This is a genomic window from Desulfosporosinus sp. BICA1-9, from assembly GCF_000802135.1.
The window spans coordinates 45,703-59,975 of record NZ_JUEE01000026.1 but is presented as its reverse complement, the minus strand read 5'-3'; the positions used below and the strand labels follow the sequence as shown (position 1 = coordinate 59,975).

Below are 14,273 nucleotides of genomic sequence, written 5' to 3'. Positions count from 1 at the left end.
TATCCCCTTATTACCTTCTTGTGAAATTATTTATTTTTAAATAGCAAACTCGCTCAGCTAAAGCTGAACATCGAGACTTCGCTGACGAAAGCTTCCGGTGGATGATTATAACTCTTAACCTGATTTTTTGCCTGTCATCGTGTTAATCTTCAGCTTAAAAAGAGTTACACCAGCTAACTGCGAATCTTTAAACACTGACACCTTATCTGAATAGTGCTGCATGATGATCGTCATTCCCTCGCGCTTAGCTTCAATTCCTTCGATAAATTCTACTTCGCCAAAACCAACCACACTCTGATATCTCATCGACCAATCGCAGCCATGCTCACTAGGAACAATCTCAGTATTTATATCAACTTCAAAGCTAGCCTGAGGATTCTCCCGAAGGATCGATAATTTTAAGCCTTCTCCTGCAGAATGAAAATACAATACTTGATTAGAGTAACCAAAATTCATTGGGATGATATAAGGCATATCGTGATACGATACGGCCAATCGACACACCTGAGCTTTCTCCATAATCTCATCCATTTCGTTCTGTTGAGTAATTTCCTTATCTTTCAGTCGCATATTTTTTGCCCCTTTTCATTTTTTAGTAACTATTAACTTCTTGAGGATTGTGACTCCTTTCTATACTCACTCACCTGATCTAGATTTGTCTGTATTATGAATTGAGTATTATAAATCCGCCTATAAAGACCGTCTTGCTTGATTAATTCTTCATGATTTCCGCTTTCTGCAATCGTTCCATTCTCGATTACAAGAATCTGATCGGATGCAAGCACCGTAGACAATCTATGAGCAATCACGAAACTAGTTCTGTCTTTTAGCAAGGGGACCATAGCCTTTTGAATATACAGCTCAGAAACAGAATCTAACGAGGAGGTCGCTTCATCGAGAATAATAATCCTTGGATTTTTTAAAATTACCCTGGCAATCGATACTCTTTGTTTTTCCCCGCCCGAGAGCTTTATTCCTCTATTTCCGACCACGGTCTTATAGTGATCCGGCAATGTCATAATGAAATCATGAATATAGGCTGCTTTACAGGCTGAGATTAGTTCTTCCTCTGTGGCGTCGAGTTTGGCATATCTTAAATTTGCTTCTATGGTATCATTGAAAAGATACGGTTCTTGCATAACGATTCCTATCTGATTTCTAAGCGAATCCAAGGTTACCTCGCGAATATTCCTGCCATCAATTTTGATACTTCCTTTGATGACTTCATATAATCTGGGGATTAAATTCGTGATGGTGGTTTTTCCCGCTCCACTGGAACCCACTAAGGCCACCATCGTACCTGGGTTTACCGAAAAACTAATATCTTCTAGAACGCTAACCTCAGGATTATAGGAAAAATACACCCTGTCAAATTCAACTTTACCTTTAATGACCTCTAGTTTTTTGGCACCTGGTTTATCTTCTATTTCTAATTTCTGATCGAAATATTCAAAAATTCGCTGAAATAAGGCCATCGACCTTGTTATATCAATATGAATATTCGAGAGCTGTGAAACGGGCAAATAAAGCCTTCCTAAAAGAGCTACAAAGGCAATGATACCTCCGATTGATATTTCACCTTTAATATACAAATATCCCCCGCTAAAATAAATTAGCAAAGGTCCCATGGCAATAAATGTTGTGATCGTCATTCGAAACCATCGACCAACAACAGACTCTCGTATTTGTAGACTTACAACTTCCTTATTTATTTTAGTAAATCTCTGATATTCATCCTGCTCTTTGGTAAATATTTTGGTGAGTATTGCTCCACTAATGCTCAAGGTTTCCTGGATCAACTGATTAAGCTCACTAATTCTTTCTTGACTCTTAGTAGCAATCTGCCATTTTAATTTCCCAACTTTCCTAGTGGGGATAATAAAGGTTGGTAGGATGATCATACCTACAATGGCTAGTTTCCAGTTCATCGATATTAAGACAATGCTTGTGGTAAGTAGTACTGCGGCACTACTTAAGGCATTCACAACGGTCGTGTTGAATATATCCTGGATTCCATCAATGTCACTCGTTAATCTGGTGATGATCTCACCCGGTTTGGCAGAGGCATGGAAATTTAAAGACATATGCTGCAAGTGGGAATACATCTGATTTTTCATATCATAAATGATATGTTTTGAAATCCAGATATTTAAGTAAGACTGAGCAACCTGTAACAACCCCAGTAGTATCGTTACTCCTATGGAAACGGCTATCAACAGACTTAACAGCTTTAGATCCTTTTCCGGCAATGCTTTGTCGATAATATTCTTGATTAATATCGGGGGTATAAGCCCCAATATTGAAGCCGCTATGATCGTGCCAATCACAATAAGCATCCGAATCCAATAGGGAATGAAATAGCTAAATATTCTAGTGAGCATTTTCCGCGTAACCTTTGGCATTTCTAGCGAGTCATCTGCAAATCGCAACCTGCCGATCCCTTGTTTCATAGTATCCTCTCCTGTAGTCTAATTATATCATAGTTATGCCTTCCCTTCTTCAACCCTCTCAAATGTCGATTTCTCTTTCAAATTACCAATTCTTTTTTCTAGTGGAAACTTTTTATTATAGAAGTATAAGCTCATTGGGGAGCAAAAGCCACTCCTCTACATAATCTATTCAAACTATACTTTAACTAAAAGTTAGCCGTGGCTAACCTTCAGACTAGAATAAGTTAGCTAAGGCAACGAAAAGGGGGTACATAATGTGAAGGGTGCAGTTAGAATCGATCCATTAGCAGACTTATCTCCGGGTTCGGTCTGTGAAATAGTTTCTTTAGAATTAAGCGGACTTTTACGGCGCCGTATTCTCGACTTAGGAATCGTCCCTGGGACGTTAATCCGATGTATCCGACGAGGTCCTTCCGGTGATCCGACCGCTTATCTGGTAAGAGAAACACTCATTGCCTTGCGAAGAGAAGATACGGCCCAAATTTTTGTGAGAAGGTTATCGAATGGAGAGGAATGTGTATGATTCTGTCTGCCGAAAAAAAGAAACTACTCTGGCAAGATCAGTTTGGTATTTCGGTTACTAAGGACCAATTCAGTGTTGCTTTGGCCGGTAACCCAAATGTTGGAAAGAGCACGATTTTTAACGCACTTACGGGGTTACATCAACATACTGGTAATTGGCCGGGTAAGACGGTTGATAATGCCCAAGGAAGCTTCTATCATCAGCAAAAGTCGTTTTTGATTGTTGACTTGCCAGGTACTTATTCCTTATTAGCCCATACTGTTGAGGAACAAATTGCGAGGGACTTTCTTTGTTTTGCGAATCCAGATGTCACGGTGGTTGTCCTTGACGCAACCTGCTTGGAGAGGAATCTCAACCTGGCTCTTCAAGTCTTTGAAATAACTACCAAAGTCATTGTCTGTCTGAATCTTATGGATGAGGCTGACAAGAAGGATTTGGTCATCGACGTACCTTCCTTAGAGCGTGAGTTAGGTGTCCCCGTCATAGCTGCCAGCGCCCGTCAAGGAGAGGGTCTTACAGAACTTCGCAATAAAATATATCAAGTCGCGACAGGGGCTTTGCAAACAAAACCCCGTCAAATCATCTATTCCTCAGAAGTCGAAAATGCCCTTCAAGACTTGCTGCCTTTAGTAGCAGACATCGCAAGCCATACTCTGCCCCCCCGCTGGATTGCTTTACGGCTGTTGGACGGAGACCAGAGCTTCCTCAATAGTTTAAGCAATTATTTAGATATTCACCAAACTTCATTTCATCCGGGTTGGGAGGAATCAAAATGTGCGCAATGATTCCCTCGAGAAGTCTAGGTGAGGTTTATTGTGAAGCTGAAGGTGTTCGCAAATCTAATCTAAAGTCGTTCAGCGATCAGATTGTTGCCGATATTTATGGCAATGCTGAACAAATTACCAAGCAAGTGCTTTCTAAGAAAGGGAGCCAACGAATCAGCTTCGATCAAACGATTGATAATCTTGTAACCTCCAAGTGGTTAGGTTATCCACTCATGATACTCTTATTGATCGGCGTCTTTTGGATAACGATAGAAGGGGCGAATATTCCTTCCGCCTTCCTCGCCACCGGGCTCTTTGCTTTCCAAGACCAACTTACTCTCTGGTTCCAATGGCTCGGGGCACCGGATTGGGTACATGGAGTTCTTGTCCTAGGAGTTTATCGTACCTTAGCCTGGGTTGTCGCAGTGATGTTACCTCCTATGGCTATCTTCTTTCCCCTATTTACCCTCTTAGAAGACTCAGGCTATCTCCCTCGAATTGCCTTTAACCTAGATCACATTTTCAAGAAGGCTAGAGCCTGTGGTAAACAGAGTCTGACCATGTGTATGGGGTTTGGGTGTAATGCCGCTGGAGTAACTTCCTGCAGAATTATCGACTCTCCCCGCGAACGCTTAATCGCGATCTTAACCAATAATTTTGTCCCTTGCAATGGCAGATTTCCAACCTTAATAGCTATATCCTCGATTTTTATTGGCGGTACTATTGCAGCCTATTCAGGATTAATCAATGCCTTGGTCCTTTCCATCATAATTTTGCTGGGTGTAGGGGCTACTTTGTCGATATCTTGGCTCCTGTCAATGACCATTTTGAAAGGTGAACCTTCGTCCTTGGTCTTAGAATTGCCGTCCTATCGTCGCCCTAAGATCGGAGCAGTGATCTACCGTTCCATGATTGATCGCACCCTATTTGTTTTAAGACGTGCAATCATAATAGCCGCTCCCGCCGGTGGGGTAATCTGGATTCTAGCCAACGTCAGTGTTGGGGAACTAAGCATCCTCTCCACTGTAGCTCAAGCTCTAAATCCGCTGGGGCACTTAATTGGCCTGGATGGGTTTATTCTGATGGCTTTTATTCTGGGGCTGCCAGCAAACGAGATCGTCTTACCTATTCTCATCATGAGTTATCTCTCCACCGGCGCACTACAGGATTATGCTAGTTTGGAAGAGCTGAGAAATGTCCTGGTTAATCACGGCTGGACCTGGCTAACGGCAGTAAACGTGATGCTGTTTTCCTTGTTACATTGGCCTTGTGCAACCACGTTATTGACAACTTATAAGGAAACAGGCAGTAAAAAATGGGTATTCTTATCTTTCTTAATACCCACGATCATAGGAATTTCTGTTTGTTTTATCCTCACTCAAGTGGTTAGACTTTTAGGCTTAGTCTAGCCCTAAAGAAAATTCACACATCGGTTTTACTGGAGGACACAATGTATTCCAGTAAAACCTTATACCATTCGGGATTATTATTTAGGAACGTGACAATGGCTTGGATTGAGCGAATGGTAGCTTGAGAAAGATAATGCTCCATCGCCTCAGCTTCTGCTTCAATATCACAATTAGTTTTAATCAGGATAAGAAATTCCTTTAATAACTGGTTGCGTTTAACTAAAAAGTCCCCTATAATGTTCCCTTTTTCAGTAAGAGTAATTTCACCATAGCGTTCATACGAAATATACTGACCATTTTTTAGTTTGTGCAAGGCTTTAGTTACGGAGGGCATAGAAACACCTAGTTTGACACTGAGATCAGTTACCCTCACAGTATCAGTACATAGGGAAAAACGATAAAGTTCTTCTAAATAATCTTCCAAACTAGGTGTGAGAGTCGTCATCGCTACTCCTTAACTTAACACATTTGGTACAATTTCAATTTATACATATGCGAGAGCGTATCCGGACTTTCCAACTATTCTCAACTATTCAGATTTTCAACCCGAGTTCAGTCGCATTAATCCCTTATTCTAATTGGCACCAAATTAAACCATGGGCTTAGTTAACTCTAAGTCCATGGTTTAATTTGGTTTTGTATTTGTTTGTATTTGTTCATTTTTTTATTTGAGTGTTGTCTTGTGTTGTCTTCTGTTTTTTGAGATTTAATTAAGCCTTTCGTTTTTAGACTATTCTGTTTATTTATTAGGACAACCCAAATTCTTTGGATAGAACTCTTCATATAACATAAACTACACCACAGAAAGATTTAAGATATTAATCTACGGAGGAGGCACCTTCGATGGATCACTCAGATAATAAATATCCTTCAGTAACAGTCCACCCTCAATTGCGTCGTATTTTGCTGGCAAATCCAACTCAAGAATCTTTAAGCAAGATTATTGAATACCAACTCTTTGATCAGCCCCGTCCACCTCTTGCTGATGATATACTTTGCCTTTTACCCTATTGGGAGCAGCAGGCCTGCGAAGGGAATGTAGTTATAGCCTCCCTCATCCAGTACATGGCGCAATCGTCTCCCCGTTTTATAAAGAACGAGAAAATGATTCAAGCTAACCTCTTGCGGATTCGAATCTTGGCCTCGACCCCCGGAATTTTTTCTTTTCCATCGATCGAAATTCAAGAGTGCCTTGAACAATTTTTACAAACATCTGACCTTTTAGCAGACCTGCCAGAATTAGAGGTGGTATCCTTTTCATCTGATGAGATTGCTCCACTAGCCTCTGATTTAAAGCGTTTCCGACTCTCTCCTCACAGTCGCCGCTATATTCACAACTTATTCCACGCTGAGCGACGTGAAGCTACGCTATCAGTCCTTGCGCATATAGCTAAGAACTACCCTCTACTGCCCACTTGCAAGAAAGCCTATGCCCTCATGTTGTCTCTCGACAACACAGAGATCTGGGGACGACATCCTTTTTGCCTACGCCTAATCGCCAATCGCTTTTGGGACTATGAATTGATGAAGGCCATAGAAGCCTAACTTCCTCCTCTATTTCAAATAAATACACCGCTCCATGCTCGGAATATACGGCGACCATTCATCCTCAGGGTGGTTTTCTTTAGCTTGTTCAAAATGGAAAAGTTCGGCATCCATGACATCTGCATGGTGAATCACCAAAGCCTCCATCAACTTGGGCCTTTTTGGGGATTGCCACTCATATTTACCATGGTGACTTGTAAGGATATGCAGTAACTTGGATCGCAACTCACGTGGAAAATTCGGGATTCTCGCGATCTCCTCGCTCAGAAGTTCGATCCCTAAGATAATGTGCCCCAGGAGTCGCCCTTCTGTTGTTACTTTAATCCCTCGAGTGTAAGAATACTCCCCGATCTTACCAACGTCATGCAAAAGTGCACCCGTGATGACTAAATCCCGGTCCATTTTCAGGTAATTCACCGAAATCCCGGCTGCCATCTCAGCCACTCTAATACTATGTTCCCAAAGCCCGCGCAAATAGGCTTGATGGATTTTCAGGGCGGCAGGGGCTTGCCGATAGGCTGCTCCCCATACCGGGTGGATTAAAAACTGATCCAGTAGTGCTTTGAGTTCTGGTTGTGTAATCTTAGCTAAAAGGGACTGTAAGCGATGTTCCAATTCTTTCGCGGTTACTGGAGAACTCGGCAAAAGGTCGGATAAATCGACCTCTTCCTGGGGAATCATCCGTATTGTTTCAATCGTAAGATCAAGTGTACCTCGGTATTCAGAAGCAACTCCTTTGACACGGAAAATGTCTTGATCATTTAGCCATCCCAGGACCTGCGGATCATAGTTCCACATTTTACCTTGAATCATTCCCGAGCGGTCTTGACACGTCAAGGAGAGATATGCTCCAGGTTTTTGACGAAAGGGAACTTCTTTCCATTCGTTGACTAGGACAGTTCCCTCAAACCGTTCCCCAGCTTTACAATCTTTCAGCATATAATAAACTCTTCCTTTCTCTCACTAACCTTATATTAAGTAGTGTAACAGAGTGGCGAGACTTTTCTGTGTATATCGTATTTGCATTATAATCGCAAACAGTGTCACATATCCCCTATCGTTTCCAACTGGAAGCAAGAATGTCCCTGACTTGTATTCCGTCCTCCCCGTGGACCCAAGCCTAGAGGAAGTTTCTTAGCTGAGAGAGCACGATTAGTGGAATTGCGTCAATGAGCGCAGTCGATCAGGCGTTAAGAACCGCAACTGTTCACATGCAGAAAGCCCAGAAGTTTTGCGGTTTAGCCTGGGCGACAAGGGAATAGCAATGGAACGTTGTGCGAACACGATAGTCTCCGGTGGAGAGTATCGCCGAAGCCGCTGATCCCAATAGGAACACTTCGCGGCGTAGGATGCTAAGAAACTTCCTCCCACTTCCTCTCCCTATCTATAATTCCCCAAAGTTTCTCGAACTCGCTTAAGAATAAGTTCTCGAAACTCCACCGGTTCTAGAATTTCGGCCGCAGATCCAAATCCTAAAACCCAAGTAATGAATTCATTGACCCCGATAATGTCATCTTCAAAAAGAATCGATCCATCCTCTAAGGTAGTTAGTTGACTTGAACGATGCGCTACATCTTTACGTACCTTAGCAATCGTTTGCGAACGATTGAGAAAGCGTACTTTGACTCGGACCAACTCCCCATATTCCATTCCCCAACGTGGCCCGAACCAATCCTTAAGGGAAAAATCTGCTGGGTAAACAAACGATTCGTTGGTTACGTTCACCTCGTGAACATTCTTTAAATGATAGGTCTTAAACAACTCCCCGTGTCGAGCAACCAAATACCAACACCTTAAACGCGAATAATAGACGATACCCAAAGGATCCACCGCTATCTCTCGGCCGTTAAATTTGATAGTCACTCGCTTATTTTTCAAAATTGCATTCTCTATCAATGGAAAAGTATTCCCTTGAATAGGCTCCAAGGGAGTAAGTCCCCCTTTGATGTAGCGAAAACTCTCTTCCTCTTCTAAATCAAAACCAGACAAGATTTTTTGTCTTAACCCCTCTTTGAGAGCATTCTCTTCCTGCAAAAAATCCAGTGCTCCTAAGACCCCTACCGCCTCACGAACATTCAGATGCACCGGAGTGTAACGTTTTTCGGCCGCAGCCATAAACCATTTGACCTCCGGTTGAAAAAGATCCTCCTCATCGTTATCATTTCCTTCATCATGATCCGTATATAATGGTAATGTATTTTCTATTGAAGAAGCTAGCACTCTAAGATCCTGTTTCATCGTGCCCCAAGGAACGCCGCATCCATCGGCCAAGGTTCGTCCGCTTAATCCCTCAGGATGGGCTTCAAGCAAGGCCATGATTTTCCCCATGCGATCAATCGATTCCAAAGGATTCACCTCCATACATTTTCAGGAGGCGTGTGAATTCTTCCCTAACCTTTTCTCTAAGTGTGGGAGGTTCAAGAACCTCAGCACCCGCTCCAAACCCACGTAACCAAACCGCTAGTTCATCTAACCCTTCCACCTGATCTTTCATTAACAAACCTTCGACCTCCTCGATTAAGGTACAGGTTGTCCGGCTGGCAAGTTCCTCTCTTACACGGTTAAGGGTTGAAAAATGATTATGAAAACGAATGACAACCTCTACCGGTTTTTGATCCCGATAAACTCCCCAAGCATTTCGATACCAAGACTTAAGATTAAATCCTTCGATTGGGGGAAATGAGGCCTCCTTACAACGGGTGACATCTAAAATGCGATTCACTAAATAGGTTTTAATCGTTTGATCTCGCCCATCCTGAGCAATAAGATACCAATTATCAAGGACCCAGTAATAAACAATCCCTAGTGGATTTAATCTAAGTAAACGTGCTGCTTCTTCCTCTTTGCGATAGAGAATATCAACTTGACATTTACTTCGAGCAGCCTCTTCAAGTTCATAACAACATTGGCTGCGATGTACATCTTGAGTTGGAGTTCTCCCGTGCACAAACATGGTTTCTCGTGATGAATTGTTCTCGCCGAGCCATAGTTTAAGTTTGGCGTTTAGGGATTTCATTTCATCTGAAATAGGTGCCAGAGCACCTGCCACGTTTAACGCTTCTAAAAGAAGGGTCTTTTCCCTCAATGCTAACTGGATAGGTGGTAGCACCTGCTCCAGGCTGACTACGTACTCATCCCCACGGCGCTTAATGAGGTTCTTCTTTTCTAAGTCTTTCATAGCCCGTTCCACCGTTTTACTACTGATTTCTTCTTCATCCCGTCGATTAAACCGCTTGTAGATTTCCAGGCTGCTCAATCCTTGAGGGGTCGATGTAAGCATTCGCAAGATCTCCATTTGTCGGAGCGTTGATGCCTTAACCGGCACAATCCCATTCCAACCACTCGAGAGCAGATATAGTGTTCCCCTTCCATCCAGCTTAAATCGAAAACCGTTGTCCTTCATTTCTTCAAAATCCCTTTGAACAGTTGCCTGACTTACCCCAAATTTCCTTGCCAAGCTAAAGTAGGTATTTACCCATGGTTCTGTAGCAATGTCTTTGACCATCTCTCGTTGACGTGTCAACTTATCCAAACTTACCTACCCCCATCCCTTGTAACCTGAAGCAAAAATGTTAGAATAAGATATGTTGAAGGAGGTGAATCCACCGTGGATCCTAGCCTAAAAACGAGTATGAAGATTAACATTACACAAAAAGCTATGGAATTCCTTCACAAGGCCAAAAAAAATGAATTTTACATTGAACTTATGATCTTGACACAATGTTGTATTCCGCTAGCTACCCCCCCTAAGGTACGCAAAGGAAGCCCTCGAAAGCCAGAAAACTTTCACAGGTATAATGTTAATGGAATCACGGTATATTATGACCGAAATCTGATTCCCAAGCCTGAAGTAACCATCGATACTGAAATTCTCGGCTTTTCCGAAGGGTTAATCGTTACCGATTGGGTTATTAAATATTAAAGTCGGCCATTTAGGCCGACTTTTTATGTTATTAGAACATATTCTATCATTATTCCAAGATCTGTAAACTTACTTTATAATCATAGATCAACTCGTTGAACTCATCTGTAGAACCAATTTTATGAATTAAGGTCTGTGCTTTTTGCAACAAACGTCTATGTACCTCTTCCCTGTTGCCTAAAAACTTATTCAGCCGCTTCATATGAGGATCACTCGTAAATTCTATAAGTCGATGGTAGCGTTGGCTCGCGCGGGCTTCTGCCTCGACATCGAGCTGTAGCATAGCTATGGAATCCAGAGTTTGGTCAATATTGTTCATTCCCCAAAAAACACTTTGAGAATTATCACTGATCAGCGGTGATCCACCTAATTTATTGATCGCTACCGAAATTATCTCCATGTGCCCTAATTCTTCCGCTGCGATTAGCCCTAGCAGTTCCCGAACATAGCGGTTTGATATATTAGATCGACGGTTTAAGTAATGTATTGAAGATCTTAATTCTCTCTGGTATTCTTCGAACAAAACTTTAGCCAAGATTGGATCCGGGCCTTCAACATGTACGGGATATATTAAACGTTTTTTATAATAGAACACTTTTATCCCTCCCCCAATTTTTCAATCCTGCCTACAGTATATGGAAACAGGACTCCTATGGTCACACAAGAAAAAAACCCCACTATCACTAGTAGGGGCAAGAAGAGGGGAAAAAATGAGAAGAAGAAGGATTTATCGTAACCAATAAACTAATAGGTAATCATTGGATAGTTTAGATTATAATGCTTAAATGTTTCTGTTCCGTGAACTTTATGTGAAGAATTTGTTAAATTTTATCCTCCAGACCTTTTACCCCAATATCTCGTCGAAAATGAGCGTTGGGAAATTCGATTTGTTGCACCAGAGAATAAGCCTTTTCCCGAGCCTCTTGGAGGGTTTTCCCTTCTGAGGTTATCCCCAACACCCTGCCCCCGCTACTCAAAAGTTGTCCCTCAATGATTCCCGTCCCAGCATGGAATATCACTGAATCCTCTCTTACCTCAGGCAATCGGATAGGTACCCCCTTAGAGTATGCTAAAGGGTAACCTTCAGCGGCCATCACGACACAGACTGCGACTTCTTCTTTCCACTCCAACTGAACCTCAGACAAACGGCGTTCTGTACACGCCCAAAGAATCGGCAAAAGATCCGATTTTAGGCGTTTCATCACGACTTGGGTTTCAGGATCACCAAACCGAACATTGTATTCCAGAAGTTTAGGCCCCTTCTGGGTTAGCATCAGCCCTAGGAAAAGCACCCCCATAAAGGGTGTCCCTCGTTCTTGCATAACCCGCAAGGTCGGAGCGACAAGGTCGCGCATGACGTTTGCTTCCAGCTCAGGCGACCAAATCGGTGGAGGGCTATAGGTTCCCATTCCGCCAGTGTTAAGCCCGAGATCACCGTCTAAGGCCCGTTTGTGGTCTTGAACGGGAACCATCGGCAGCGCAGTTACTCCGTCAGAAAAACACAGCAAGCTGACTTCTTGGCCTTCTAAAAATTCCTCAATCACAAGCTTTTTACCCGCAGAACCAAATCCGCCGTCCATGATTTCATCAACTGCCTGGAGAGCAGTTTCCAGATCTTGGGCAACAATGACCCCCTTACCCGCAGCAAGACCATCTGCCTTTAAAACGCAGGGGGCTCCAATCGTTTTGAGATAGTTTTTAGCTTGGTCCGAATCCTCAAATACCTGCCACTCTGCTGTGGGGATCTTCGCCTCTTCCATAATAATTTTAGCGAAGGATTTGCTCCCCTCCAACAGTGCTGCCCCCTGATTCGGTCCGAAGATCCTTAGACCGGCTTCCTGAAAGGCATCTACGATCCCTAAACTCAAAGGGTCTTCCGGCCCGACTATGGTTAAATCAATCGATTCTTGGAGCGCAAATTCGACTAAGCCCGCAATATCGTGAGTTGGTATTGTCACATTCCATAACAAAGTCCCAGCATTCCCAGGCGCGACAAATAGCTGTTCAAGTTCCGGGCTCTGCGCTAATTTCCAAGCCAGAGCATGTTCGCGTCCTCCGTTGCCTACAATTAACACCCGTTTGCTGTAACCCATAATCTCACCTCGTCTTCCAATCGATATTAATGCTGAAAATGCCGACGATGCGTAAAAACCATGATGATGTTTAAACGATTGGCCGCCTCGATCACTGCAGCATCTTTAAGGGATCCCCCCGGTTGGACAATCGCCCGGATTCCAGCCTTAGCCGCCTCTTCTATAGAATCTGGGAACGGAAAGAAAGCATCCGAGGCCAAATAAGCCCCTTTAGAGCTATCTCCAGCCTGATCAAGCGCTATCTTGACAGAACCCACCCGATTCATTTGCCCCGCTCCGACACCTAGGGTTCGTCTATGATCTGTGACCACGATGGCGTTTGACTTGACATGCTTCACCACGCGCCAAGCAAAATCAAGCGCTTGGAGATCCTCTTCGGTTGGTTTATGGTCGGTCACCAAATCCCATTCGGTGACCGATGCTGTCCCTCGATCGATCTCTTGAACAAGGTATCCGCCATCAATGCTTTTTAGGCCAATTTTTGTTTTATTGGAGTCACCTCGTCCGACTACGAAGAGGCGAAGATTTTGCTTCGCACTAAGAATCTCTCGAGCTTCCGGACTGAATTCAGGCGCAATAATAACTTCATAAAAACGCTCTTGAAGTGCTTCAGCACAGGTCGTTTCAACCACTCGGTTAAAGGCAACTATCCCACCAAAAGCGGACATAGGATCCGCAGCATAGGCACTCTCATAGGCCTCTAAAGGGGTCTTTCCCGAAGCAACTCCACATGGATTAGAGTGCTTAATAATCGCCGCTGTACACGTATCAAACTCATGGACTATTTTCCAGGCTGCATCCATATCATTCCAATTGTTGTAGGAAAGTTCTTTGCCTTGAAGTTGTTTTCCGTTAGCCAGGGACCCTTCTCCTGCCTCAGAATTGACATAGAACGCAGCTTTCTGCTGAGGGTTCTCACCATAACGTAATTCTTGAACTTTTTGAGCTGTTAAACGAAGGGTTTCTGGGAAGCTTCCAGTAGGTTCAAGTTGACGCTCTAAGTACCCAGCAATCAGACGGTCATATTCAGCGGTATGGGCAAAGGCTTCAGCAGCTAGGCGCCTGCGCCTGCCTGCTGAAACAGTTCCAGTCTCACGAAGTACGCTGATAACCTCTTCATAGGACTCTGGATTGACAACGACAATAACCCGCCCATGGTTTTTGGCCGCGGCGCGAACCATAGTCGGTCCACCTACATCAATATTCTCGATAGCCTCTTCAAAAGTCACCCCTGGCTTGGCAATCGTTTCTCGGAACGGATAAAGATTCACAACCACTAAGTCGATAAAGCGGATTCCATTTTGCTCCATTTGTTCCATGTGTTCGCGACAATCCCGCGCTAAAATTCCGCCATGGATTAAAGGATGAAGGGTCTTCACCCGGCCATCCAAAACTTCGGGAAATCCAGTCACCTCACTGACATAGTTTACTGGAATATTGGCTTCGTCCAAGGTTTTGTAAGTTCCTCCGGTCGAAATCAATTCAAAGCCTAAATCTACTAATTCACGCGCTAAAACAACAATTCCCGTTTTGTCTGAAACGCTGATAATAGCTCTTCGCTTCATTC

At 43.3% G+C, this 14,273-nt stretch carries 14 protein-coding genes; 5 read left to right on the top strand and 9 right to left on the bottom strand.

Annotated features, from left to right (window positions below):
• Positions 1-114: 114 nt before the first annotated feature.
• Together JL57_RS03155 and JL57_RS03150 are read right to left on the bottom strand one after the other, a co-directional pair.
• On the bottom strand, positions 115-570 hold the full coding sequence (locus JL57_RS03155; RefSeq protein WP_034140605.1) for a pyridoxamine 5'-phosphate oxidase family protein: 456 nt from the start codon (positions 568-570) through the stop codon (positions 115-117).
• Positions 571-602: 32 nt separating this feature from the next.
• Positions 603-2,450 (bottom strand): ABC transporter ATP-binding protein, encoded by a 1,848-nt coding sequence (locus JL57_RS03150; protein ID WP_045691112.1) that lies wholly within the window; start codon positions 2,448-2,450, stop codon positions 603-605.
• 256 nt (positions 2,451-2,706) lie between these two features.
• Between JL57_RS03150 and JL57_RS03145 the strand changes: the two genes are divergently transcribed.
• From JL57_RS03145 to JL57_RS03135, 3 genes are read left to right on the top strand one after another with little or no spacing between them, the layout of a single operon-like run.
• Positions 2,707-2,973 (top strand): FeoA family protein, encoded by a 267-nt coding sequence (locus JL57_RS03145; RefSeq protein ID WP_034140604.1) that lies wholly within the window; start codon positions 2,707-2,709, stop codon positions 2,971-2,973.
• Entirely contained in the window at positions 2,970-3,758 is a 789-nt protein-coding gene (locus JL57_RS03140; RefSeq protein WP_034140603.1) for a FeoB small GTPase domain-containing protein, read from the top strand. Before JL57_RS03145 ends, JL57_RS03140 begins: the two co-directional genes overlap by 4 nt.
• Positions 3,746-5,146 carry a nucleoside recognition domain-containing protein gene (locus tag JL57_RS03135; protein WP_034140602.1) on the top strand — a complete coding sequence of 467 codons (1,401 nt, stop codon included), beginning with the start codon at positions 3,746-3,748 and terminating at the stop codon, positions 5,144-5,146. The genes JL57_RS03140 and JL57_RS03135 overlap by 13 nt, the downstream gene beginning before the upstream one ends.
• A gap of 13 nt (positions 5,147-5,159) precedes the next feature.
• Here the strand turns inward: JL57_RS03135 and JL57_RS03130 are convergent, their stop codons facing one another.
• A complete protein-coding gene (locus JL57_RS03130; protein ID WP_034140601.1) occupies positions 5,160-5,591 on the bottom strand; it encodes a metal-dependent transcriptional regulator in 432 nt (143 codons plus the stop codon).
• 398 nt (positions 5,592-5,989) lie between these two features.
• Between JL57_RS03130 and JL57_RS03125 the strand changes: the two genes are divergently transcribed.
• Positions 5,990-6,691: a hypothetical protein gene (locus JL57_RS03125; protein ID WP_034140600.1), complete on the top strand. Its 702-nt coding sequence runs from the start codon at positions 5,990-5,992 to the stop codon at positions 6,689-6,691.
• 9 nt (positions 6,692-6,700) lie between these two features.
• Here the strand turns inward: JL57_RS03125 and JL57_RS03120 are convergent, their stop codons facing one another.
• The 3 genes from JL57_RS03120 to JL57_RS03110 form a co-directional block, all read right to left on the bottom strand.
• On the bottom strand, positions 6,701-7,630 hold the full coding sequence (locus JL57_RS03120) for a 3'-5' exoribonuclease YhaM family protein (protein WP_034140599.1): 930 nt from the start codon (positions 7,628-7,630) through the stop codon (positions 6,701-6,703).
• A 441-nt stretch (positions 7,631-8,071) separates the two neighbouring features.
• The gene (locus tag JL57_RS03115; protein WP_034140598.1) at positions 8,072-9,037 is read right to left on the bottom strand and encodes a YafY family protein; all 966 of its coding nucleotides are present in this window, start codon (positions 9,035-9,037) and stop codon (positions 8,072-8,074) included.
• On the bottom strand, positions 9,024-10,223 hold the full coding sequence (locus tag JL57_RS03110) for a YafY family protein (RefSeq protein WP_034140597.1): 1,200 nt from the start codon (positions 10,221-10,223) through the stop codon (positions 9,024-9,026). Before JL57_RS03110 ends, JL57_RS03115 begins: the two co-directional genes overlap by 14 nt.
• 75 nt (positions 10,224-10,298) lie before the next feature.
• On the opposite strand from JL57_RS03110, the gene JL57_RS03105 reads away from it, so the two are divergent.
• Positions 10,299-10,613: a CC/Se motif family (seleno)protein gene (locus tag JL57_RS03105; protein WP_034140596.1), complete on the top strand. Its 315-nt coding sequence runs from the start codon at positions 10,299-10,301 to the stop codon at positions 10,611-10,613.
• Positions 10,614-10,662: 49 nt separating this feature from the next.
• Here JL57_RS03105 and JL57_RS03100 read toward each other — a convergent pair whose 3' ends face one another.
• The 3 genes from JL57_RS03100 to purH form a co-directional block, all read right to left on the bottom strand.
• Entirely contained in the window at positions 10,663-11,208 is a 546-nt protein-coding gene (locus JL57_RS03100; RefSeq protein ID WP_034140595.1) for a manganese catalase family protein, read from the bottom strand.
• A gap of 226 nt (positions 11,209-11,434) precedes the next feature.
• A complete protein-coding gene (gene purD, locus JL57_RS03095) occupies positions 11,435-12,706 on the bottom strand; it encodes a phosphoribosylamine--glycine ligase (RefSeq protein ID WP_034140594.1) in 1,272 nt (423 codons plus the stop codon).
• Positions 12,707-12,732: 26 nt separating this feature from the next.
• Positions 12,733-14,271 (bottom strand): bifunctional phosphoribosylaminoimidazolecarboxamide formyltransferase/IMP cyclohydrolase, encoded by a 1,539-nt coding sequence (gene purH, locus JL57_RS03090; RefSeq protein ID WP_034140593.1) that lies wholly within the window; start codon positions 14,269-14,271, stop codon positions 12,733-12,735.
• Positions 14,272-14,273: the final 2 nt, after the last annotated feature.

Coding starts and splice junctions, on each gene's coding strand:
- JL57_RS03120 (WP_034140599.1), bottom strand. CDS start 7,630: ATGCTGAAAGATTGTAAAGCTGGGGAACGGTTTGAGGGAACTGTCCTA.
- JL57_RS03150 (WP_045691112.1), bottom strand. CDS start 2,450: ATGAAACAAGGGATCGGCAGGTTGCGATTTGCAGATGACTCGCTAGAA.
- JL57_RS03125 (WP_034140600.1), top strand. CDS start 5,990: ATGGATCACTCAGATAATAAATATCCTTCAGTAACAGTCCACCCTCAA.
- JL57_RS03155 (WP_034140605.1), bottom strand. CDS start 570: ATGCGACTGAAAGATAAGGAAATTACTCAACAGAACGAAATGGATGAG.
- purH (WP_034140593.1), bottom strand. CDS start 14,271: ATGAAGCGAAGAGCTATTATCAGCGTTTCAGACAAAACGGGAATTGTT.
- JL57_RS03135 (WP_034140602.1), top strand. CDS start 3,746: ATGTGCGCAATGATTCCCTCGAGAAGTCTAGGTGAGGTTTATTGTGAA.
- JL57_RS03140 (WP_034140603.1), top strand. CDS start 2,970: ATGATTCTGTCTGCCGAAAAAAAGAAACTACTCTGGCAAGATCAGTTT.
- JL57_RS03130 (WP_034140601.1), bottom strand. CDS start 5,591: ATGACGACTCTCACACCTAGTTTGGAAGATTATTTAGAAGAACTTTAT.
- purD (WP_034140594.1), bottom strand. CDS start 12,706: ATGGGTTACAGCAAACGGGTGTTAATTGTAGGCAACGGAGGACGCGAA.